Source organism: Rhizobium sp. Leaf321 (genome assembly GCF_001423215.1).
In the GTDB taxonomy this organism is placed as follows: domain Bacteria; phylum Pseudomonadota; class Alphaproteobacteria; order Rhizobiales; family Rhizobiaceae; genus Neorhizobium; species Neorhizobium soli.
This window is the reverse complement of sequence record NZ_LMOF01000007.1, coordinates 328,496-347,723: the sequence shown is the minus strand read 5'-3', so window position 1 is coordinate 347,723 and position 19,228 is coordinate 328,496. Positions and strand designations below refer to the sequence as shown.

At 60.5% G+C, this 19,228-nt stretch carries 23 protein-coding genes, 1 tRNA gene and 2 riboswitches; of the genes, 15 read left to right on the top strand and 9 right to left on the bottom strand.

What is annotated here, in order from left to right:
• Nucleotides 1–79 precede the first annotated feature (79 nt).
• Both ASF70_RS14655 and ASF70_RS14650 read left to right on the top strand, forming a co-directional pair.
• On the top strand, nt 80–571 hold the full coding sequence (locus tag ASF70_RS14655) for a peptide deformylase (RefSeq protein ID WP_062580667.1): 492 nt from the start codon (nt 80–82) through the stop codon (nt 569–571).
• A 74-nt stretch (nt 572–645) separates the two neighbouring features.
• Complete coding sequence (locus ASF70_RS14650) at nt 646–1,143, top strand: BON domain-containing protein (RefSeq protein ID WP_062580666.1); 498 nt, start codon at nt 646–648, stop codon at nt 1,141–1,143.
• Nucleotides 1,144–1,199: 56 nt separating this feature from the next.
• Here ASF70_RS14650 and lipB read toward each other — a convergent pair whose 3' ends face one another.
• Complete coding sequence (gene lipB, locus ASF70_RS14645; protein WP_062581418.1) at nt 1,200–1,937, bottom strand: lipoyl(octanoyl) transferase LipB; 738 nt, start codon at nt 1,935–1,937, stop codon at nt 1,200–1,202.
• Between the two features lie 176 nt (nt 1,938–2,113).
• On the opposite strand from lipB, the gene ASF70_RS14640 reads away from it, so the two are divergent.
• From ASF70_RS14640 to fghA, 9 genes are all read left to right on the top strand, one after another.
• Nucleotides 2,114–2,198: transfer RNA gene (locus ASF70_RS14640), tRNA-Leu, on the top strand.
• Nucleotides 2,199–2,343: 145 nt separating this feature from the next.
• Nucleotides 2,344–2,580 (top strand): hypothetical protein, encoded by a 237-nt coding sequence (locus ASF70_RS14635; protein ID WP_062580664.1) that lies wholly within the window; start codon nt 2,344–2,346, stop codon nt 2,578–2,580.
• Between the two features lie 141 nt (nt 2,581–2,721).
• On the top strand, nt 2,722–3,642 hold the full coding sequence (locus ASF70_RS14630; protein ID WP_062580662.1) for a DMT family transporter: 921 nt from the start codon (nt 2,722–2,724) through the stop codon (nt 3,640–3,642).
• Nucleotides 3,643–3,683: 41 nt separating this feature from the next.
• Complete coding sequence (locus ASF70_RS14625; RefSeq protein WP_244474042.1) at nt 3,684–4,313, top strand: GNAT family N-acetyltransferase; 630 nt, start codon at nt 3,684–3,686, stop codon at nt 4,311–4,313.
• 105 nt (nt 4,314–4,418) lie between these two features.
• The gene (locus ASF70_RS14620) at nt 4,419–5,546 is read left to right on the top strand and encodes an S-(hydroxymethyl)glutathione dehydrogenase/class III alcohol dehydrogenase (RefSeq protein WP_062580660.1); all 1,128 of its coding nucleotides are present in this window, start codon (nt 4,419–4,421) and stop codon (nt 5,544–5,546) included.
• The gene (locus ASF70_RS14615) at nt 5,543–6,004 is read left to right on the top strand and encodes a GNAT family N-acetyltransferase (protein WP_062580659.1); all 462 of its coding nucleotides are present in this window, start codon (nt 5,543–5,545) and stop codon (nt 6,002–6,004) included. Before ASF70_RS14620 ends, ASF70_RS14615 begins: the two co-directional genes overlap by 4 nt.
• The gene (locus ASF70_RS14610; protein ID WP_062580657.1) at nt 6,001–6,447 is read left to right on the top strand and encodes a YaiI/YqxD family protein; all 447 of its coding nucleotides are present in this window, start codon (nt 6,001–6,003) and stop codon (nt 6,445–6,447) included. The genes ASF70_RS14615 and ASF70_RS14610 overlap by 4 nt, the downstream gene beginning before the upstream one ends.
• Nucleotides 6,448–6,478: 31 nt before the next feature.
• Entirely contained in the window at nt 6,479–7,150 is a 672-nt protein-coding gene (locus ASF70_RS14605) for a DUF1345 domain-containing protein (RefSeq protein WP_062580655.1), read from the top strand.
• 25 nt (nt 7,151–7,175) lie between these two features.
• Complete coding sequence (gene fghA / locus ASF70_RS14600) at nt 7,176–8,009, top strand: S-formylglutathione hydrolase (protein ID WP_062580654.1); 834 nt, start codon at nt 7,176–7,178, stop codon at nt 8,007–8,009.
• A 54-nt stretch (nt 8,010–8,063) separates the two neighbouring features.
• On the opposite strand, the gene ASF70_RS14595 is transcribed toward fghA, so the two are convergent.
• From ASF70_RS14595 to crcB, 6 genes are all read right to left on the bottom strand, one after another.
• On the bottom strand, nt 8,064–8,447 hold the full coding sequence (locus ASF70_RS14595) for a DoxX family protein (protein ID WP_062457045.1): 384 nt from the start codon (nt 8,445–8,447) through the stop codon (nt 8,064–8,066).
• Between the two features lie 93 nt (nt 8,448–8,540).
• Entirely contained in the window at nt 8,541–9,032 is a 492-nt protein-coding gene (locus tag ASF70_RS14590) for a hypothetical protein (RefSeq protein ID WP_062457054.1), read from the bottom strand.
• A 56-nt stretch (nt 9,033–9,088) separates the two neighbouring features.
• Nucleotides 9,089–9,880: an ATP12 family chaperone protein gene (locus tag ASF70_RS14585; protein WP_062580652.1), complete on the bottom strand. Its 792-nt coding sequence runs from the start codon at nt 9,878–9,880 to the stop codon at nt 9,089–9,091.
• Between the two features lie 9 nt (nt 9,881–9,889).
• Nucleotides 9,890–10,543, bottom strand: coding sequence for an HAD-IA family hydrolase (locus tag ASF70_RS14580; protein ID WP_062457059.1), 654 nt, complete (start codon nt 10,541–10,543; stop codon nt 9,890–9,892).
• Nucleotides 10,540–11,532 carry an RluA family pseudouridine synthase gene (locus ASF70_RS14575; RefSeq protein WP_062457061.1) on the bottom strand — a complete coding sequence of 331 codons (993 nt, stop codon included), beginning with the start codon at nt 11,530–11,532 and terminating at the stop codon, nt 10,540–10,542. The genes ASF70_RS14580 and ASF70_RS14575 overlap by 4 nt, the downstream gene beginning before the upstream one ends.
• 38 nt (nt 11,533–11,570) lie before the next feature.
• Nucleotides 11,571–11,948, bottom strand: coding sequence for a fluoride efflux transporter CrcB (gene crcB, locus ASF70_RS14570; RefSeq protein WP_062457064.1), 378 nt, complete (start codon nt 11,946–11,948; stop codon nt 11,571–11,573).
• 117 nt (nt 11,949–12,065) lie between these two features.
• On the opposite strand from crcB, the gene ASF70_RS14565 reads away from it, so the two are divergent.
• Nucleotides 12,066–12,347, top strand: coding sequence for a hypothetical protein (locus tag ASF70_RS14565; protein ID WP_062580651.1), 282 nt, complete (start codon nt 12,066–12,068; stop codon nt 12,345–12,347).
• A gap of 3 nt (nt 12,348–12,350) precedes the next feature.
• Here the strand turns inward: ASF70_RS14565 and ASF70_RS14560 are convergent, their stop codons facing one another.
• The gene (locus ASF70_RS14560) at nt 12,351–13,538 is read right to left on the bottom strand and encodes a GNAT family N-acetyltransferase (protein WP_156461843.1); all 1,188 of its coding nucleotides are present in this window, start codon (nt 13,536–13,538) and stop codon (nt 12,351–12,353) included.
• An 87-nt stretch (nt 13,539–13,625) separates the two neighbouring features.
• Nucleotides 13,626–14,171, bottom strand: a complete 546-nt coding sequence (locus tag ASF70_RS14555; protein WP_062581415.1) for a copper chaperone PCu(A)C — start codon at nt 14,169–14,171, stop codon at nt 13,626–13,628.
• A gap of 173 nt (nt 14,172–14,344) precedes the next feature.
• Nucleotides 14,345–14,431, top strand: a riboswitch (glycine riboswitch).
• Nucleotides 14,432–14,516, top strand: a riboswitch (glycine riboswitch).
• 84 nt (nt 14,517–14,600) lie between these two features.
• On the opposite strand from ASF70_RS14555, the gene gcvT reads away from it, so the two are divergent.
• The 3 genes from gcvT (at nt 14,601) to gcvP (ending at nt 19,046) form a co-directional block, all read left to right on the top strand.
• Entirely contained in the window at nt 14,601–15,737 is a 1,137-nt protein-coding gene (gene gcvT, locus ASF70_RS14550; protein WP_062580648.1) for a glycine cleavage system aminomethyltransferase GcvT, read from the top strand.
• Between the two features lie 76 nt (nt 15,738–15,813).
• Nucleotides 15,814–16,176, top strand: a complete 363-nt coding sequence (gene gcvH / locus ASF70_RS14545) for a glycine cleavage system protein GcvH (RefSeq protein ID WP_062580646.1) — start codon at nt 15,814–15,816, stop codon at nt 16,174–16,176.
• On the top strand, nt 16,173–19,046 hold the full coding sequence (gene gcvP / locus ASF70_RS14540; RefSeq protein WP_062580644.1) for an aminomethyl-transferring glycine dehydrogenase: 2,874 nt from the start codon (nt 16,173–16,175) through the stop codon (nt 19,044–19,046). The genes gcvH and gcvP overlap by 4 nt, the downstream gene beginning before the upstream one ends.
• Nucleotides 19,047–19,228: the final 182 nt, after the last annotated feature.

Here is a 19,228-nt window from a genome sequence, read left to right as displayed (position 1 = left end):
GCGCAATGGTCAAACATCTGTGGCGAAACGGTTCTCGCCATGCCAATGGGAACGCTTGAGAGACGAGGAAGGATAACGAATGGCACCCCTGACGATATTGCGATATCCGGATCCCGGCCTGTCAAAGCCGTGTCAGCCGATTACCGTGTTCGACGCAGCACTCGAGACGTTCGCGCAGGATCTGCTCGCCACCATGCGGGCTGCACCGGGCGTCGGAATCACCGCCGCGCATGTCGGGGTTCACATCCGGCTTGTCGTGCTCGAACTGTCGGCGAAAGACGGTCCGCGCTTTTATGCCAACCCGGTAATCCTTTCGTTCGGTGAACAGCCCATGCGCTACACCGAGGGAAGCGTATCCATGCCAGGTGCGACCGAAGAGGTCGAGCGTCCCGCCACGATCCGGTTCCGCTATCAGCGCCTGGACGGGACGCACGCAGAAGAGGACGCCACGGGCTTCTACTCCGTCTGCATGCAACATGAGATCGACCAGCTGGACGGCGTCTTCTGGCTGAAGCGTCTATCGAGGTTGAAACGCGACCGGTTGGTCCGCAAGTGGGAAAAAGGTCGGTAGAGGAACCAAGGCTGTTCCTGACGGTTATCGAGGCAACCCTCTACCGACTGACGAACCTTACGGAAGGAACCACAATGCCCGCCACCCGCAAGCCCGACGATATTTCCCGCGAAGAAGATTTCCGCGATTACGACGACCGCAACATCGACGAAGGCTGGCCTTATGACGATGCAGCCGGTGCCGGTGCGCGTCCGGTCGGCAACGCCGCCTATGGCGAGCCTGCTGCGAACTTCGAAAGCGATCGTAACGAAGGCTACCAGGTCGAAGGCATCGAGGCCGACGGGCAGCAGGAACGGCTTGTCGACAGCGATACGCCCGCAACGATCGGGGTCGAAGAATCAGACGATCTTGAGGAGCGCATCACGGACGCGATCGAATCGCTCGATATCGCCATGATGGATGCCATCGACGTGCATGTCGATGACGGAGAGGTCACGCTCGAAGGTCTGGTCGACGAGGCAGCCGCCGTGCGCATCATCGCTGCCAAGGTAAAGAGCATTGCCGGCGTGAAATCCGTCGTCAACAACCTGCGCGCTGGCGGCGTCGATGGGCGTATGCCCGACGAGGACTGAGACCTGCACGCCGGTCGTTATGACCGTCGCTTCTAACCATCAGACGATTGCACAGGTCACCGTGAGGTGACCTGTTCTCGTTCGTTCACTGTCGGGCCGAAGATCTGCTCGAAAGCCTCACGAAGCCGGATATCGACATCCGTCATCATGACCGGCAGGCCGAGATCGACCAGGCTGGTGACGCCATATCCTGTAATCCCGCAGGGCACGATGCCGGAGAAATGCGACAGGTCGGGCTCGACGTTGAGCGAAAGACCATGAAAGCTCACCCAGCGGCGCAGGCGGATACCCAGTGCGGCGATTTTGTCCTCGGTGACCGACCCATCGAGCATGGCGGGCTTGTCCGGCCGCTTTACCCATACGCCAACACGATCCTCGCGCCGCTCGCCGCGAACGTTCATCATGTCGAGCGTCTGGATGACCAGCTCCTCGAGGCCCGCCACATAGGCCCGAACGTCCTGACGCCGGCGCTTCAGGTCCAGCATGACGTAGGCTACGCGCTGGCCCGGGCCATGATAGGTGTATTCTCCGCCGCGACCCGTCGCAAATACGGGAAACCGATCCGGCTCGATGAGATCGGCGGTCTGTGCGCTGGTTCCTGCAGTATAGAGCGGCGGATGCTCCAGCAGCCATACGAGCTCGTCGGCGCGACCATCGGCAATGGCTGCAACCTCCGCCTCCATCGTGGCGATTGCCACTTCGTAAGGCACGAGTTCGTCCGAAACCCGCCACCTTACGGGCGGACAGTCGGATTGCGGCAGCATGGAGAGATTGAGATCGGTGCGTGTCAGCATGGCCAGTCTTCTGTCAAAAGCGAACAAGGGCGGCAAGAGCCTTGTTTTCCGGGACTTTATATAAGGTTATCCCCAACCCGTTTAAATCCTTCAAAAATCTGTCACGACGCACTTGTGCACCCCAAATCCTTTTGCTACATGCTCGCTCGCCGGAGCAATTCGGCTCTACCACGGATGCGGTCGTGGCGGAATTGGTAGACGCGCAGCGTTGAGGTCGCTGTGGGGCAACCCGTGGAAGTTCGAGTCTTCTCGACCGCACCAAAAGAACCCGGCTCCGGCCGGGTTTTTTCGTTTCTGGCGTCAAGCGACGTTTCAAGCCTCGTCATGTCACCCAATTCACATCTTCACAAACGAATTGACTTCTTGCTGCTTCTGGAACATAAACAGAACAACACAGGAGCGTAACATGGCAACCGCAGAAAAATTCATCGTTCTCCAATTCAAGAAGAACCGCGGCCACGTCGTCCCCGGTGAAATGCGCCAAGCCTCGAACGCGGCCTCCGCCGAGAAGATCGCGACGGCCATGTCGGTGCGCGTCATCGGAGTCGCTGCCTATTCGGTAATGGTGGACGAAGAGACCGGCGACATGACCTCCCCGCGCCTTCTGATCGAACACGGTGAGACCACGGAACTCGCGGCCTAACATACCGCGACCTCTGTATCTGAGCATCGGATATGCTTTCCGGTGCTTGCAGCGCCAAGCGTTGCTGATGTGCCCGCACCTGCGGCTTGCCGACAAGGTCAGCCTGTGTTTGAACTCAGGTTCAATTGAAAGCGCAGGCCAATGCCCCCAAAGACTTCCGAAAACCCGCTCAAGGGCATGGCGATCATGGCCTCGTGCATGGCCATTCTGCCGGTCATGGATGCCATCGCCAAATACATGGCGAATTTCGAGCACATGTCGCCCGGACAGGTCACCTTCTATCGGTTCCTGTTTCAGTTCCTGAGCCTGCTGCCGCTGGCACTGCTTTCCGCCCGGTCGCTCATCCATGCGAATCGCCCGTGGATGAACCTGTTGCGCGGCACGTTGCATGCTTCGGCAAGCCTGATGTTTTTTGCCGCCGTCAAATATATGCCGCTTGCCGACGTGTTCGCGATCTACTTCGTCGAACCGTTCATGCTGACGATGATGTCTGCCATCTTTCTTGGAGAAAGGGTCGGCTGGCGGCGCTGGCTTGCTATCGTCGTCGGATTCGGCGGTGCGATGATCGTGATCCAGCCGAGCTATTCGATATTCGGCTGGACGGCGCTTCTGCCGGTCGCCTGCGCCTTTCTCTTCACGCTCTATCTGTTTCTCAACCGCGCCATCGGTGAGAGTGATTCGCCGCTGGTGATGCAAACCATTGCCGGCCTCGGCGGCACCGTCTTCATGGGCCTCGCGATGACTGCTGGAAGCAGTTTCGGCGTGGCGGACTTCGAGCCGTCCCTGCCCGCCTCCGCGCTCGGGTTGCTGCTGCTGGTCGTACTGGGTTCGATCTCGGGATACATGCATCTGCTCGTGGTCAAGGCGTTCAGGATGGCACCCCTGTCGCTGCTCGCGCCCTTCCAGTATTTCGAGATCATCTCGGCGACCGTGCTTGGCTATGCGCTGTTCGGTGACTTTCCGACGGTATCGAAATGGTTCGGCATCCTCATCATCGTGGCCTCGGGCCTGTTCATCATCTGGCGCGAACACGCCCAGTCGAAACAGCTCGTGCCTGCGTGACCTTCGTTGACAACAACCATCAAACATCGTGAAAAGACCTCATGAGCCAAGACCCGATGTCCCCTGACAATCCCATGCTTCTCAGCGGATATTCCAATGTTCCGCCGGGAATGATCGCCACCGTGGTGACCTGTCTGGAGATGCAGGAACGACCGGAACCCGGTTCCAATCCTCCTGCAGGATCGCTCACCGTCGAACACTGGCCGTCGCCGTCGATCGCGGATTATCGCGCGCTCTACAGATCAGTCGGCGAACACTGGATGTGGACCTCGCGCCTCATCATGGATGACAGCGAGCTTTCCGCTATCCTTCAAGACCCACTGATCGAAGTTCATGCCCTGATGGATGGCGATCGCGCGGTTGGGCTTCTGGAACTCGATTTTCGCAAGGAAGGCGAATGTGAGATCGGCTATTTCGGTCTTGCCGCCGGTACGATCGGCAAGGGGGCCGGCCGGTTCCTGATGAATGCTGCTATCGAAAAGGCGTGGTCGCGCCCGATCTCGCGCTTGTGGGTTCACACCTGCCACCTTGATTCGTCTCACGCTCTGCCATTTTACCAGCGCTCCGGCTTCAAACCCTTCAAGATGATGGTCGAAGTCGTCGATGATGTGCGGCTGACAGGCCTGGTGCCGCGCAGCGCATCTCCGCAGGCGCCGATCATCGAGCCCTGACCGATCACCCGATTGCGACTATTCATACCGTCTTCCGGCTTGAGCCCGAACCACTTGCCGTGCAAAAGTCCCGGCAGAATCTTATAGATAGAATGGAGTGACACCATGGATGTCCGCGCCGCCGTAGCCGTTCAGGCTGGCAAACCGCTCGAAGTGATGACCGTACAGCTGGAAGGCCCTCGCGCCGGCGAAGTGCTGATCGAGATCAAGGCGACCGGCATCTGCCACACCGACGATTTCACCCTGTCGGGCGCCGATCCGGAAGGCCTCTTCCCTGCCATTCTCGGCCATGAGGGCGCCGGCATCGTCGTTGATGTCGGACCGGGTGTCACCTCGGTCAAGAAGGGCGACCACGTCATTCCGCTCTACACGCCGGAATGCCGCGAGTGCTATTCCTGCACGTCGCGCAAGACGAACCTTTGCACCTCGATCCGCACCACGCAGGGCCAGGGCGTAATGCCTGACGGCACCAGCCGGTTTTCGATCGGCAAGGACAAGATCCACCACTATATGGGTTGTTCGACATTCTCGAACTTCACTGTTCTGCCCGAGATTGCCGTCGCCAAGGTCAATCCCGACGCGCCGTTCGACAAGATCTGCTACATCGGCTGCGGCGTCACGACGGGCATCGGCGCCGTCATCAATACGGCCAAGGTTGAAATCGGTTCGACCGCGATCGTCTTCGGTCTAGGCGGCATCGGCCTTAACGTCCTTCAGGGCCTGAGGCTTGCCGGTGCCGACATGATCATCGGCGTCGACATCAATCCCGACCGCAAGGAATGGGGCGAGAAGTTCGGCATGACACATTTCGTCAACCCGAAAGAGGTCGGCGAAGACATCGTGCCCTATCTCGTCAACATGACCAAGCGCAACGGCGACCTGATCGGCGGCGCCGACTACACGTTCGATTGCACCGGCAATACCAAGGTCATGCGCCAGGCGCTCGAATCGTCGCATCGCGGCTGGGGCAAGTCGGTCATCATCGGCGTTGCCGGCGCCGGTCAGGAGATCTCGACCCGTCCGTTCCAGCTGGTCACCGGCCGCAACTGGATGGGCACGGCCTTCGGCGGCGCCCGAGGACGCACAGACGTGCCGAAGATCGTCGACTGGTATATGGAAGGCAAGATCCAGATCGATCCGATGATCACCCACACAATGCCGCTCGAAGACATCAACAAGGGTTTCGAGCTGATGCATTCGGGCGAAAGCATCCGTGGCGTGGTGGTCTATTGACCAGTCTGCCGTCCTATACGACCGATGTGCGGAGGCTCGAAGAGTTCTCCGCACTCGACCTTTATGCCATGATGAAAATGCGCGTGGACGTGTTCGTCGTCGAGCAGACCTGCCCCTATCCGGAACTCGACGGCAACGATGCGGCCTGTCTGCATCTGCGTCTTCTCGATGGCAGCGATCTGCTCGCCTGCGCCCGCATCTGGCGGCCAGAGCCCTCAGACAATCCGCGTATCGGGCGTGTTGCCGTCTCGCCGGATCATCGGGGCAAGCGGCTCGGCGAAGCGCTGATGCGCGAAGCGATCACCGTCTGCGAACAGGCCTATCCCGGAGAAACGATCGAGATTTCCGCGCAGGCGCATCTTCAGAAATTCTATGCCTCGTTCGGCTTCTCGCCGATATCAGAGGAGTATCTAGAGGACGGTATTCCGCATGTGGACATGCTGAGGGCAAAGCCTTGATCTATGTCGATGCTGATGCCTGCCCCGTGAAGGCGGAAATCCTTAAAGTCGCTGAGCGTCACGCGTTTGAGGTGACGTTTGTTGCCAATTCCGGCTTGCGTCCGTCCCGCGATCCGATGGTGAAGAACGTCATCGTCTCGGCCGGTTTCGACGCCGCCGACGACTGGATTGCCGAGCGCGCCGGCCCTGCCGACATCGTCATTACGGCCGACGTGCCGCTTGCCGTGCGTTGTGTGGCCGCCGGTGCCTTTGTCACGGGACCGACCGGGCGCGTGTTCGACGAGACCAATATCGGCATGGCGAGCGCCATGCGCGATCTTGGCCAGCATCTGCGCGAGACGGGCGAAAGCAAGGGCTATAACGCAGACTTCTCGCCACGCGACCGATCCAAATTCCTGGAGACGCTGGACAGGCTCTGCCGGCGCGCCAAATCAAACGGCTAGACCGCGCTATCAAGGCGGTACGGGAGGGCGGATGTCGACACAACAGGGCAAGGCATCGCTGTGGCACTGGCGCCGCCGCCGGCATGGGCCCTTTTTCGCATCGGCGATCGTCGCAGTCGTCGCGTTGCCTGTGCTGATCTGGCAGCTGCCGGAGCTTGCCGCAGCGCTGACGGCGATCGTCTTTTTCGTCGTCTATCTTGGATTGATGGCATTCCGAATCCCGCATCTGGACGCCGACCGCTTCGAGAAAAGCGGCCAGAACACCGATGAACCGGCACCGCTTATCTTGGCCGTCACGCTTGCTGCGGCGGCGATTTCGTTGGTGACGCTGTTTGAAGCGATGAATGACAAGCAGACGTCAGGTGCGTTGGATGTGATGGTCGGCTTCGCCGCCGTCATTCTCGGCTGGTTTTCGCTGCACATGATGTTTGCCCTACACTACGCCCACCTCTACTGGCGCCCCGGCGACGACAAGGTCGAGGGCCCGGTTGGCGGTCTCGACTTTCCGGGAACCGATCGCCCGGGCGGCTGGGAGTTTCTCTATTTCGGCTATATCATCGGCATGACCGCCCAGACGTCCGATGTCGCGATCACGGCGACCGACATGCGCAGGATCAATCTCCTCCACTCGGTCGTGTCTTTCTTTTTCAACACGGTGCTGGTAGCCGCTGCGGTCAATGCCGTCGTTTCGCTGGCCGGCTGAAGTCCAACATCGAGGAACATGACCGATGAAGATCATCTCACAGAGCACCGCATTTGGCGGGATGCAGGGCGTCTATTCGCATCCGTCGGATGCCTGCAAATGCGATATGACGTTTGCCGTGTTCGTGCCGCCGCAGGCGGTGTCGCAGCCGTGCCCGGTTCTCTGGTATCTGTCGGGTCTCACCTGCACCCATCAGAACGTGATGGACAAGGGCGAGTATCGCCGGCTGGCTGCAGAGCTCGGTCTCGTCATCGTCTGCCCCGACACAAGCCCACGCGGAGACGACGTCGCGGATGAGGCGACCAACTGGCAGATGGGCAAGGGTGCCGGATTTTATCTCGATGCGACTCAGCAGCCCTGGGCCGAGAACTACCAGATGTACACCTACATCACGCAGGAACTGCCCGCCCTCATCGGCGAACAATTCCGCGTCGACATGAGCCGTCAGGGAATTTTCGGCCACTCCATGGGGGGGCACGGCGCCATGACGATTGCACTCAAAAACCCCGACCGGTTCAAGAGCTGCTCGGCCTTTGCGCCCATCGTCGAGCCGACAACCGCCGACTGGTCTGCGCCGGCACTCCAAAAATATCTCGGTGCCGATCGGTCAACGTGGCGGCCATACGATGCCTGCGCGCTGGTGAAGGACGGGGCGCATTTTCCGGAATTCCTGCTCGATCAGGGCAAGGCCGACAACTTCCTCGACAGCGGCCTGCGGCCATGGCTGTTCGAACAGGCAATCGAGGGCAAGGATATTGCCCTGACGCTCAGACTGCATGAGCGCTACGACCATTCCTACTTCTTCATCTCGACATTCATGGACGACCATCTGCGCTGGCACGCCGAGCGTCTGGCCTAGTCTCCCGTCCGAGGATCAGGACGCCCGCGCGCAATCGCCCGCGGGCGTAAAATCTCAATTCTTGTCGACTGCCCAGGCACCGGGGCCGGAGAAGACGAGATACAGGAAAATGAAGCAGAACAGGATGGCGCCTTCGCCGCCGTTCAGCGCCGGCCAGAAGCCCTTGCTGGCATGCGCCATGAAATAGGCGACTGCCATCTGGCCGGACAGGAGAAACGCGACCGGGCGGGTCATGAAGCCGACAACCAGCAAGGCGCCGCCGACCACTTCAAGCAGCGCTGCAATCAGCAGAAGCGGCGGCAAAGCACCGTCGCCCATCGGTGCCGGAAAACCGAACAACTTCATAGTGCCGTGCTCGATGAAGAGCAGGGCTGCAATGATTCTCAGCACGGCTAGCGCCTGCGGACGGTATTGTCCCAGACTATTGAAAAATTGCATGTCAAATCCCTCTCGTAGCATTGCCGCGGCTGCGCGGCAGCAAACGAGTTAAGCTCGGTTTGCCTGCGGAAATCAAATGCATTTCGTCAAGAATCAGGGCTCGAACAGCGCAGATGTGATGGTTGCGGAATGTCCGCTGCGCAGGCGGAACTCGCTTGCCACCCGGTCGGCGATCTTTCTGGCAAGAGCTGCATCGGCATCCTTGTTGCCGAAAAGGAAGACCGACGTTTCGAAGGAGCCCGTCGCGACCGGTTCACCTGTCGAGACGGAGACGGCCTGAACCGTGACCCTCGCCTCCAGCCGCCGGCCGAATACGACGGGAACGGGCGCTGCGCGGTCGATGCGAACGGAGATGATGGTTCGCGGCAGCATGCTCGGCCGCATCGTCGAGCGGACAGCCTCATCGATCAGCATGTCGGTGGCAATGACGAGGCCCTGTGGCACGTCGGGCCGTGCCGTCACGAAAGCTCCCCTGACGTCGTAGAGGAGCTTGTCGCGCACACCATCTTCCAACGGCATGCGAAACGCCATCAGCGATGGCGTCAGGGTCAAGATCAGGGCTAGGCGCAGGACACCGGAACGCATGGGAAAACTCGATACGCAGACTGTACCGATCTTCCGCCAACAGGGTTAGAGAAGGATTAAATCCGCCCTGTGGTTGCGTCAAAAACCGCAGCAGCGGCCTGCATCTCTTCGAACCGCTTTGCGCGGCGATGTTCGGCCTCGGCATCGGATCCCCAATGCTCGATTGCCCAGTCTTCCTCCAGATGCGCGAGCCGCCATGTGTCATCGACGGAAAGCTCACCTTCGGCGAAAGCAATCGCTAGGATTGCGGAGCCCGTCAGCGATGTCACCGTGTGGAGAGACGCAAGCTCGATCGGGGACGCATACTTGCGCAACACCCCCGAAAGGGCGGCGATCGCTTCCTTAGGCTGCTCCTTGGGCATGACACCCTCGATCACCTCGAAGCGCGCACCGATCGCGTTGGCTGCCCAGTCCAGGACCGGATCCCACTGCTCGGCCTGGCGAAGCGCAAGGTTTGCAGGTGTTTCTGCGCGGTAGCACAGCATGTCGCTCGACGAGAAGCGAAGGATGTCCTCGAACACCGCCTGCGGGTCAGAGGCAATGCCGTCGATCGCGGTGTTGACGAGCCGTGTCACCGGCATCGTGCGCGGATCGATCACATCCACCTGCGATGCCCATTCGTCGCGCACGAGTTCGGCAACTCTGGAAGTCGGCATTCTCAAAGCGTTCTTGGCGGGTGTCTTCACCGGCCGCCCGTCGAGAAGGATAGCGAAGTCACCCTCGCCCTCGTCAACCGAGACTTCCTTGTAAAAGCGCTTCGGCAGAGGCTTGTGCATCTGGATCTGTGCCCGCCGGGTCGGGTCTTCGTGGCTCAAACCGGCGTTCGGGTCGGATAGTATGTCGCGCATGGAAAACCCTCAGCCGATCAACGGCAGCAATTCGCTTGGATGATGGACGATGTGGTCGGCTCCTGCCTTCTGAAGCTCGCCAACCGAGGCGTATCCCCAGGAAACACCGATTGCCGTTGCACCGGCCGCCTTTGCCATCTGCATGTCGTAGATCGCATCGCCAATGACAAGAGTGTCTTCGGGCGACACGCCCGTCGCGTCGCAGCATTCGGTGACCATCGCCGGATGTGGTTTGGACGGGCAATCATCTGCCGTGCGGCTGACGACGAAATGGTCTGCATAGCCGTGCGTGTTCATGATCATGTCGAGGCCGCGACGGGATTTGCCGGTGACAGCGCCGATCAACAGGTCGTCTCGCGGTCCGATCGTCTCGATCAGGTCCTTTATGCCATCGAACAAAGGCTCGCGGAAATCGAGATCCTGGCGCACCACGGAAAAGAGCGACTTGTAGTAGGCCATCATCTCGACGGCTTCTTCATCAGCATGCGGCTTGCCGTCGATGCGGGCAATCGCGATGTCGAGCGTCAGGCCGATGATCGACTTCGTCTGCGCCAATGTGGGTTCCGCCTTGCCGAAGTGACGGAAGGTGCGCAGCATCGTCTCGTGGATCAGTTCGGCGCTGTCGACCAGCGTGCCGTCGCAGTCGAACAGGACAAGCTTCATTCCTGGTCCTCCCGCCGACCGTTCTCCATGTCGAAGCCCAGAAGGTTCCAGGACTGCACCATGTGCGGCGGCAGCGGAGCCGTGACCCGCAGACGACCGCCATCCGGATGCGGGATGTCGATGTGGCGCGCGTGCAGATGCAGCTTTTTCTGGATGCCGCCCGGGAACGGCCAGTTGTGGTCGTCGTCGAAATATTTCGGATCGCCGATGATCTGGTGACCGAGATGCAGCGCATGGACGCGCAACTGGTGCGTACGGCCCGTATAGGGCTCCATCTCCAGCCACGCCATCGTCTGCGCTGCGGTTTCCAGAACGCGGTAATAGGAGACCGCGTGATCAGCGCCCTCCTCACCGTGTCTGGCGATCCGCATGCGGTCGCCGTCGGGCGTCTGTTCCTTGACGAGCCAGTTGGAGATCTTGTCCTCGCGCTTGCGCGGAACGCCCTTGACCAGCGCCCAGTAGGTCTTCTTGGTATCGCGCTCGCGGAATGCCGCGGTCAGTTTCTGGGCCGCACCGCGTGTGCGGGCAACCACGAGGACACCTGACGTGTCGCGGTCGATCCGGTGGACGAGACGCGGTTTTTCGCCTCTCTTGTTGGTGAAGGCATCCATCATCTGGTCGATATGGCGGGTCACGCCGGATCCGCCCTGTACAGCCAGACCCGCAGGCTTGTTGAGCACGAAGACCTTGTCGTCTTCATGCAGCATCATCCGCTGCAAAAGCTCGTAGTCGCCGGCGTGTTTCAGATCCTTGCCCGCGATCGGCCCGCTGTTCTTCGCGTCGGTATCCATCGGGGGAATGCGGACCATCTGGCCGGGCTCAACACGGGTGTCGCTTTTTACACGGCCACCGTCGATGCGCACCTGTCCGGAGCGCAGTAGTTTCTGTAGAGGGCCGAAGCCGAGACCCGGGAAATGGATCTTGAACCAACGGTCGAGGCGCATGCCTGCCTCGTCCGCCTCGACGCGGATATGCTCGATGCCTGCCATCAAAGCTCTTTCATCTTATCTGTGATCAGTCCTGCCCTTTAGAGCATTGCCCGCCCAAGCGCCAGCCCAGCAAAGACCGCACACAGCGACACACCAACGCTTGCGATCACATAACTTGCCCCCGCCACGGTCGCGCCGCGCTCGAACAGCGAGATGACATCCAGCGAAAAGGCCGAAAACGTCGTGAAGCCGCCGAGAAATCCAGTCACCAGCAGGAGACGCATCTCAGGCGAGGCGTTGAGGCGCCGAGCAATCACCTCGCTTAGCAAACCGATTGCGAAACAGCCGACGATGTTGACGGTCAGCGTTCCCCAGGGAAAGTTCGGCCCGAACCGGCGCAGCGTCCAGACGCCCACGAGGTAGCGGGCGACGGAACCGAATGCGCCGCCGAGTGCGACAAGTATGATATTGATCATCGAGATATCCAGAAAAGTCCTAAATCGTGCCTACCGTTAAAATGCCGGGATTTCGGTTAAATCGCGGCAAACTCGGCGCATATTACATATGTGCCGAATGGGTTGAAGGCGGTTGCTATGGTTCAGTTGACGACAATTTCGGCAAGCATGGCAGCGCTCGCCATAGAGACGTTACGAACGCCGCCGCAACTGTCCGTCAAAGCGAGAATTGGTGAGGCCAAACGTGTCGCCGAACGCGCTTCTGCGCGTGATCAGAGTGCGACCGATCCGACGGTCACCGGGGCGATGACGCTTGCGACCAGCCTGTCTCTCGATTTCCTCGATGCCGGCCAGCAGCCTCCGCAGCAGCAGGCATCGCTGCAGATGGCCGAAGCCGCCTATCGTGACACGGAAGAGTGACCTTCAGACCCCGAGTACAAGAAGTCCGACACCCTGAATGCCGCTGAGGAAGCGGCGCCAGCTTTCGGGTATCGTGAAATACATCCGCTTGGCGAATGGACGGATGACCGGAAGCCAAGCCTGCGCGTAGAGGCGCCCTTTCCACGAGAAGGGCAGGCTATAGCCGTTCAGCACCAGTTTCTGGTTTGCCCAGGATTGTTTGTAGGCGCCATCGCCGCCGAGAAGATCGTAGGTCTTGATCCTGTTGTCGATCAGCCAGCAGACTGTCATTTCCATCTGCACCTTGCCGGCGGAGAGATGCCGCAGGCTCCAGTCGAAGCTTCCGAGATAGGCATAGTAGTGCCCTGCCCGCACGAAGCCGAGCTCGATCGCCACCGTTGCATCGCCAGCCCGCAGGATCGAAAGGCACGCACCCTCTAGCAACGCGGCATCACCCGTCAGGCTCGCCAGGAAATCGTCCAGGCCATCGAAGGAAAAACCGCTGCTGCTTCTCCCGGTCTCGCGCAGCCAGACCCGCTTCATCGCCGCACATTCGCGAACGTATTCGGCAAACCTTTGATCGGAGGGCCAGATCATCTCGAAGGTGAGTTCGCCGAGCCGCGCCAGGTGGTTGCGCCGACGGTTGCGATTGCGCTTCTTCAATTTGCCGCCGTGCGAGCGGTATGCGTCCGAGCCCGCAAACTGCGTGAGATCGAGCACGGCGCTGCTTCCGCCGTAGCCGCGGATCTTCGGCTGTGAGCGAAGCAGAAGACCCAGCGAGGATTGATGCGGAACGGGGTGAAAGATCGCGACATCGCAATCGGGCATCATCTCGATACGGGTCAGCAACTTGCCCATCAGCAATCCGGCAAGATGGGCGTCGTCGCACAGGAGATTGCAGTATTGCGAGTGAGGGGCGCCGAGGTTTTCCAATACCCTTATGCCGCTGACGGTCTGAACCATCAGAGGCCAGACTGCGACGAGACTGCCGTTGCGCCACACAGTCTCGATCCGGAATTCGAACGCGGAGCCATCGCCGGCAAAGGCTGCGACCCAGCCGCGGCACCAATCGAAACTCTGAAAATAGGTCAGCCGGTCTTCGCACCGGCTTTCAAGGGCCCGCCAGGCGTCGGCAACCGTGTCGATTTCTGCAAGCGTGCTGAGGCGTCGGTAAATGCCGGCGTCCGGCTCCGGTGCACTGGAAATATCCACGATCTTCGTCCCCACAAAGCCAACCCATCGGTAGAATAGATCGCGGAGCTAAACGAGATATTACGCCTGAGATCACATCCCGCGTGATCAGTTATGCTGGTTGCCGGGACGGAAACCCTGGACCGGGAGCGTGAGATCGAAACTGCCGGACTTCTCGAAGGTCAGCTTCAGGGGCACGCTGTCGCCCTGCTTGAAAGGAGTCGCGACTTTGGTGAACATCAGATGCAGTCCACTGGGCTTCAACTCGACGGTCTGGCCGGCTGGGACCGCAATACCGCCTTCGAGCCGGCGCATCTTCATGATCTGGCCCTGCATCGACATTTCGTGGATCTCCACGGCAGGCGACAGAGGCGATGAGGCGGAGACGAGTCGATCGTTTTCGCTGCCCGTGTTGCGGATCACGAGATAGCCACCGCCGACCGGCTGGCCGGGAAGCATGGCACGCACATAACCGCCGGAAATCTCGAGCAAACCGAGTTGAACTGTGGCGCCCGATGTGGCCGCCGGATCGGACGATCCGTGCATGTGCATGCCACCATTCCCGGAACCGGCATCTCCCGCCTGGGCATAGGATTGATCTGCCGCCGCACCAAGTGTCGCTGCAAACAGCGCCAGAGTCGCAAGAAATTTCATGACAACGCCTCCCATCGTCTTTCAAGACGACGGGTAGAGCAGATTCCTGAACGTCCGGAAAGCTTGAAGCTCGGCACTCAGTCGCGATGCCTAACTTTATGGTGTGCGACAAAAATCTTGGTCACGACGACATTCTCCCCTTGTCAAACCTGTCGCCTCCTCGATAATGAACCTCATACCCGTTGGGAGAAGCCGCTTCGATGCGGTGCCGAAGGAGCAACCGCCCCGGAAACTCTCAGGCAAAAGGACCACGGGCGACCAACCGGAACTCTGGAGAGTAGCAACCGTCATCGGGGGCTCGCCGAAGGGATAACAATCTCAGGCGAAAAGGACAGAGGGGGCTCGAAACAGGCGCGTAACCGCGCCCTGATCAGAGCCGGCGTGTGAGCTGATTTTATTCAGCGGCCGCCCAAACCTGGAGGCGCCTTTTTGGACGATCACTCAGTTCTCAAGACCACACCGCTCAACGCGCTGCATCTCTCGCTTGGCGCGAAGATGGTGCCGTTCGCGGGCTACGACATGCCGGTGCAATATCCGCTCGGCGTGATGAAGGAGCACCTCCATACGCGCGCCGCCGCAGGCCTGTTCGATGTCTCCCACATGGGTCAGGTCATCGTCAGAGCGAAGTCCGGCGACTATGCAGATGCAGCACTTGCGCTGGAAACGCTCGTTCCGGTCGACATCCTGTCGCTGAAGGAAGGCCGTCAGCGCTACGGGTTCTTCACCGACGACAATGGCTGCATTCTCGACGACCTGATGATCACCAATCGCGGCGATCATCTTCTCGTCGTCGTCAACGCCGCCTGCAAGGATGCCGACCTTGCGCACATGAAGGCGCACCTTCCGGACTGCGAGGTCACCCTGCTCGACGACCGCGCGCTGATCGCCCTCCAGGGGCCACGCGCCGAAGCTGTTCTGGCCGAGCTTTGGGCTGGCGTCTCCTCAATGAAGTTCATGGATGTGCGCGAAGTGCCGCTGCACGACGTTCCCTGCATCATCTCGCGCTCCGGTTATTCCGGCGAGGACGGTTTCGAGATCTCGATCCCGCAAGACCATGCCGTCTCAGTTGCCAAGGCACTGCTCGAACATCCCGACTGCGAAGCCATCGGCCTCGGCGCTCGTGATAGCCTGCGGCTCGAAGCCGGTCTGTGTCTTTATGGAAACGACATCGACACCACGACGTCGCCGATCGAGGCATCGCTCGAATGGGCATTGCAGAAGGCCCGCAAGGCCGGCGGCGATCGCGAAGGCGGTTTCCCGGGTGCGGATCGCATCCTCTCCGAACTGGCTGATGGAACCAGCCGCCGCCGTGTCGGTCTGAAGCCGGAAGGCAAGGCGCCGGTGCGTTCGCATGCGAAACTGTTTGCCGATGCGGACGGACTCAAGGAACTCGGCGAAGTCACGTCGGGCACATTCGGCCCGACGGTCGAAGGTCCGGTTGCCATGGGTTACGTTCCCGTCAGCCATGCAGCAGCAGGTACGCAGGTCTTTGCCGAGGTCCGCGGAAAATACCTGCCGATGACGGTGGCCGCGCTGCCGTTCATCACGCCGACCTACAAGCGATAAACACGAGCCGGCGGCCGGGATCCGTTCCTGGCCTCTCCCGCAAACCCATTCTTGCTTTCCTTAAGAGGACAATCCCATGCTGAAATTCACCGCCGAACACGAATGGCTGAAACTCGAAGACGGCGTCGCCACCGTCGGCATCACCACCCATGCTGCCGAACAGCTCGGTGATCTCGTGTTTGTCGAATTGCCGGAAGTCGGTGCCGAACTGGTGAAGGACGGCAATGCCGCAACCGTCGAAAGCGTCAAGGCAGCCTCCGACGTCTATTCGCCACTCGACGGCGAGGTCACCGAAGTCAATCAGGCGATCGTCGACGACCCGTCGCTGGTCAATTCCGATCCGCAGGCTGCCGGCTGGTTCTTTAAACTGAAGCTCAAGAATGTAGCCGACGCCGACGCGCTGATGGACGAAGCTGCCTATAAGGAACTGATCGGATGAGTGACTCGACCGACTTCCACTTCACCGACTACGATCCTTACGACTTTGCCAACCGTCGCCATATCGGTCCCTCCCCGACGGAGATGAGCGATATGCTAGCCGTGATCGGCTACAAGTCGCTCGACGCGCTGATCGATGCCACCGTTCCGGCCTCCATCCGTCAGCAGAACCCGCTGACCTGGGGTGCGGCGCTGACCGAACGCGAAGCGCTCGACAAGCTGCGCGAGACGGCCAACAAGAACAAGGTGCTGACCTCGCTGATCGGACAGGGCTATTACGGCACCGTGACGCCACCGGTCATCCAGCGCAACATTCTGGAAAACCCTGCCTGGTACACGGCATACACGCCCTACCAGCCGGAAATCTCCCAAGGCCGCCTCGAAGCGCTCCTGAACTTCCAGACGATGATCTGCGACCTGACCGGCCTCGACGTCGCCAATGCCTCGCTGCTCGATGAAGCGACGGCGGCTGCCGAAGCCATGGCGCTATGCCAGCGCCAGGCGAAATCGAAGGCAACCGCCTTCTTCGTCGATCACGCCTGTCATCCGCAGACGATCGCGTTGATCGAGACACGTGCAGCGCCGCTCGGCTGGAGCGTGATCGTCGGTGATCCGATGACCGATCTCGACCCGGTCGACGTGTTCGGAGCGATCTTCCAGTATCCCGGCACCAATGGTGAAGTCCGTGATTTCTCCGGCCTGATTTCCCGCCTGCACCAGACCGGTGCGGTCGCTGCTATGGCGGCCGATCTTCTGGCGCTGACGTTGCTGAAATCTCCAGGTGAGATGGGTGCGGATATCGCGATCGGCTCGTCGCAGCGGTTTGGCGTGCCTGTCGGTTACGGCGGCCCGCACGCGGCCTACATGTCGGTCAAGGATGCGCACAAGCGCGCCATGCCCGGCCGCCTCGTCGGCGTCTCCGTCGATGCCCGCGGCAACCGTGCCTACCGCCTGTCGCTGCAGACCCGCGAACAGCATATCCGCCGCGAGAAGGCGACATCGAACATCTGCACCGCGCAGGTCCTGCTCGCTGTGATGGCCTCGATGTACGGCGTCTTCCACGGCCCGGAAGGCCTGAAGGCGATTGCCCAGGCCGTCCACAAGAAAGCCGTGCTGATGGCCAAGGGCCTGGAAAAGCTCGGCTACACGATCGAGCCTGATACGTTCTTCGACACGTTCACTGTCGAGGTCGGCCACATGCAGGGTGTGATCATGCGGGCGGCCGTCGCCGAGGGCGTCAACCTGCGCAAGGTGGGTGAAACAAAGATCGGCATGTCTCTCGACGAGCGCACCCGCCCGGTCACGCTCGAGGCCGTCTGGCGCGCGTTCGGCGGGGATTTCAAGGTGTCGGACTTCCCGGTCGAATACCGCCTGCCCAACGCACTTCTCAGAAAATCGGATTACATGACCCATCCGATCTTCCACATGAACCGCGCCGAAAGCGAGATGACCCGCTACATCCGCCGCCTGTCGGACCGCGACCTGGCGCTCGATCGTGCCATGATCCCGCTCGGCTCCTGCACGATGAAGCTGAACGCGACGGCTGAAATGCTTCCGATCACCTGGCCGGAGTTTTCCGACATCCATCCGTTCGTGCCCGTCGACCAGGCGCTCGGCTACAAGGAGATGATCGACGATCTCTCGGCAAAGCTCTGCCAGATCACCGGTTACGATGCTTTCTCGATGCAGCCGAATTCCGGTGCGCAGGGCGAGTATGCGGGCCTGCTGACGATCCGCAACTACCATATCGCCAATGGCGATACGCATCGCGACGTCTGCCTCATCCCCACTTCGGCCCACGGCACCAACCCTGCCTCGGCGCAGATGGTCGGCATGAAGGTCGTGGTGGTCAAAGTGCTCGAGAACGGCGATATCGATCTGGAAGACTTCCGCACCAAGGCGCAGCAGCATGCGGCAAATCTGTCCTGCTGCATGATCACCTATCCTTCGACACACGGCGTGTTCGAGGAGACGGTGAAGGAGATCTGCGAGATCACCCATGCCAATGGCGGCCAGGTCTATCTCGACGGTGCCAATATGAACGCCATGGTCGGGTTGTCACGCCCGGGTGACATTGGCTCCGACGTTTCGCATCTCAACCTCCACAAGACGTTCTGCATTCCGCATGGCGGCGGTGGACCCGGCATGGGGCCGATCGGCGTCAAGGCGCACCTGGCAAGCCACCTGCCCGGTCACCCGCAATGGGCCGGAGAACTCGGCAGCGAAGGTGCGGTTTCGGCGGCGCCGTTCGGCTCTCCCTCGATCCTGCCGATCTCCTGGTCCTACTGCCTGATGATGGGCGGCGAAGGGCTCACGCAGGCGACGAAGGTTGCGATCCTCAACGCCAACTATATCGCAGCCCGGCTCAAGGGCGCCTACGATGTGCTCTACAAGTCCGCAAGCGGACGCGTCGCGCATGAGTGCATCATCGACACCCGCCCGCTCAACGCCTCGGCCGGCGTCTCTGTCGACGATGTTGCAAAACGCCTGATCGACTGCGGCTTTCACGCCCCGACGATGAGCTGGCCGGTTGCCGGTACGCTGATGATCGAACCGACGGAATCGGAAACGAAGGCTGAGATCGACCGGTTCTGCGATGCGATGCTGGCAGTCCGCGAAGAGGCTCGTGCGATCGAAGACGGTCGCATGGACAGGGTCAACAACCCGCTGAAGAACGCCCCGCACACGGTGGAAGACCTGGTCGGCGAATGGGATCGTCCTTATAGCCGCGAACAGGCCTGCTACCCGCCGGGCGCTTTCCGTGTCGACAAATACTGGTCGCCGGTCAACCGCGTCGACAATGTCTATGGCGACCGCAATCTGCTCTGCACCTGCCCGCCGCTTGAGGACTACGCGGAGGCCGCGGAGTAACACGAATAACGGAGAGGCCCGGGCTTTGGGCCTCTCCGGGATATATTTTCGCGCAGCCCTTGTTTAAGTGCAATTATTCTCTATTTTGAGTTTCATCGAACTTTGCTAGCGACTCGTCCGCAGCTCCCGGAAAACTTGGAGCTCTTTCTGATTTCCTCTCAACGTCGATCTACCCCCGACCC